Here is a 2,453-nt window from a genome sequence, read left to right as displayed (position 1 = left end):
GCTCGGCCGCGCCCGCCACCACCGGGCTGCGCTGGCTCGGCGTGCTGGCCGATGAAGGCCTGGTGGTGCGCGAGAACGACGAGGAAGACCACCGCCGCGTGCTCGTCAGGCTCACGCCCGCAGGGCAGACGGCGATGGATCGCTTCTTTGACGCTTTCGACTGAAGTGATTTCGAGTGAACCGGAACATTTCACGGCTCGGAAATCACTTCAAAAATTCAAAACCGAGACCGCGCTCTTGGTTCAATCAAAAGCGAACAAGGTCTAGGCGCGCGCGCCGAAGCAGGCACGCCCGGCATAGACCGCGCTGTCGCCGAGCTCCTCTTCGATGCGGATCAGCTGGTTGTATTTGGCGAGCCGGTCGCTGCGCGCGAGGCTGCCGGTCTTGATCTGCCCGCAATTGGTGGCGACCGCGAGATCGGCGATGGTCGCGTCCTCGGTCTCGCCCGAACGGTGGCTCATCACGCAGGTGTAGCGCGCGCGGTGCGCCATATCGACCGCGGCGAGCGTCTCGGTGAGGGTGCCGATCTGATTGACCTTGACCAGCAGCGAATTGGCAAGGCCGCGAGCGATACCATCGCTAAGGCGCGCGGGATTGGTGACGAAGAGGTCGTCGCCGACCAGCTGGACCTTCTCGCCCAGCTTGGCGGTGAGCGCCGCCCAGCCCGCGAAATCGTCCTCGCTCATGCCGTCCTCGATCGAGCGGATCGGGTAATCGGCGGCGAGCTTCGCGAGATAATCGGCCATCTCTTCGGGCGAGAGGCTCAGGCCCTCGCCCGAGATCTCGTACTTGCCGTCACGGAAGAACTCGGTCGCCGCGCAGTCCAGTGCCAGCACGATGTCCTCGCCCGGGGTGAAGCCCGCCTTGGCGACGCTCTCCATGATGAAGTCCAGTGCCGCGCGGGTGCTGGCAAGGTCGGGAGCAAAGCCGCCCTCGTCCCCGACGCTGGTGGCAAGGCCCTTCTGCGCGAGGCCCTTCTTGAGGGTGTGGAACACCTCCGCCCCCCAGCGCACCGCCTCGGCCAGCGAGTCGGCGCCCACCGGCATGATCATGAATTCCTGGATGTCGATCGGGTTGTCGGCATGCTCGCCGCCGTTGATGATGTTCATCATCGGCACCGGCAGCATATGCGCCGACACGCCGCCGAGATAGGAATAGAGCGGCAGCCCGCGCGCGTTCGCCGCCGCCTTGGCGACCGCGAGCGAGGTGCCCAGGATCGCGTTGGCCCCGAGCCGACCCTTGTTGGGGGTATCGTCGAGTGCGATCAGCGACAGGTCGATGTCGCGCTGATCCTCGGCGTCGAAATTGGCGATCAGGAGGTCGCGAATCTCGGTATTGACCGCCTCGACCGCCTTCAGCACGCCCTTCCCGAGATAGCGCGAAGCGTCCCCGTCGCGCAGTTCCACCGCTTCGTGGGCACCGGTCGACGCCCCCGAGGGCACGGCGGCGCGGCCGAAGCTGCCGTCCTCCAGCAGCACGTCCACCTCCACGGTCGGATTGCCGCGGCTGTCGAGGATTTCGCGCCCGTGGATGTCGATGATCGCGGTCATGTTTGGCTCCGGCTGTAATGTGGTTTAGGGTGTTAAGACACTCGGGCCCTATGATATTGGGCAAGACGATGGATCGGGCATGATTCTGGCTTGTTGCGACCCGCCGAGGGTCGCCCGCGTGACGTCCCTATGCGTGAGGCAGGCCTTGCGCAAGCGGCTGCACGAGAGCCTGCGGATCGCCCCGCAAGAGATGGAGAACTGCAATGGCTGACACCAACCCGACCGACACCGCTCCGGTCAAGAAGACGCCCGCCAAGCCCGCGAAGGGCGCAGCCGCGGCGTCCGAAGGCCCGGCCAAGGCCGCCTCGCGCAAGACCGGAGCGACCGCCAAGGCCCCCGATGCCGCGCCCGCCGAGGCCACCCCCGCCTCCACGCAGGTGATCGAGGCCAAGAGCCGCTTCAACGCCGCACTCGAGGAAGCAAAGGCCGGCGCCGCCGCGTTGCGTGCCGAGGCCGGAAACCGTTTCACCTCCGCCAGCGATCAGGCGCGCGGCAAGAGCGACGATCTGCTCGCCAATGCCAAGACCAAGGCCGGCGAGCTCGCGGTCGAGGGCAAGCAGGTCGCCAGCGATGCCATCGCCTCGCTCGGCAAGGTGGTGGGTGACACCGCCGCGCAGATCGACGAGCGGCTGGGCGAGCAATATGGCGACTATGCCCGCAAGGCCTCGCGCACGCTGCAGGAAACCTCGGCCAAGCTCGAATCCAAGAGCGTCGAGGAACTGGGCGAGGATGCGCGCGAGATGGTGCGCAAGAGCCCCGGTGTCGCGGTCGGCGTGGCGGCCGTGTTCGGCTTCTTCCTCGCCCGCCTGCTCGGCGGCAAGCGGCGCTGAGGCGCCTGCGGGAAGGCACGTCCATGGCTGACATCGATCCCGGCCTCGCGCCGCCGAGCAGGCGGGCGAGGAA

The 2,453-nt window shown here is 67.1% G+C and carries 3 protein-coding genes; 2 read left to right on the top strand and 1 reads right to left on the bottom strand.

Annotated features, from left to right (window positions below):
• Positions 1 to 26: 26 nt before the first annotated feature.
• Positions 27 to 164, top strand: coding sequence for a winged helix DNA-binding protein (locus AX692_RS20400; RefSeq protein ID WP_269135678.1), 138 nt, complete (start codon positions 27 to 29; stop codon positions 162 to 164).
• A gap of 99 nt (positions 165 to 263) precedes the next feature.
• On the opposite strand, the gene eno is transcribed toward AX692_RS20400, so the two are convergent.
• The gene (gene eno / locus AX692_RS00020) at positions 264 to 1,550 is read right to left on the bottom strand and encodes a phosphopyruvate hydratase (protein WP_073973793.1); all 1,287 of its coding nucleotides are present in this window, start codon (positions 1,548 to 1,550) and stop codon (positions 264 to 266) included.
• A gap of 203 nt (positions 1,551 to 1,753) precedes the next feature.
• Here eno and AX692_RS00015 point away from each other — a divergent pair, with 203 nt between their 5' ends.
• Positions 1,754 to 2,380: a hypothetical protein gene (locus tag AX692_RS00015; RefSeq protein ID WP_073973792.1), complete on the top strand. Its 627-nt coding sequence runs from the start codon at positions 1,754 to 1,756 to the stop codon at positions 2,378 to 2,380.
• Positions 2,381 to 2,453 lie beyond the last annotated feature (73 nt).

Source organism: Erythrobacter donghaensis, from assembly GCF_001557325.1.
Classification (GTDB): Bacteria; Pseudomonadota; Alphaproteobacteria; order Sphingomonadales; family Sphingomonadaceae; genus Erythrobacter; species Erythrobacter donghaensis_B.
Note: the sequence above shows the minus strand (reverse complement) of the source record. Positions and strands in the feature narration are given on the sequence as shown.

Coding starts and splice junctions, on each gene's coding strand:
- AX692_RS00015 (WP_073973792.1), top strand. CDS start 1,754: ATGGCTGACACCAACCCGACCGACACCGCTCCGGTCAAGAAGACGCCC.
- eno (WP_073973793.1), bottom strand. CDS start 1,550: ATGACCGCGATCATCGACATCCACGGGCGCGAAATCCTCGACAGCCGC.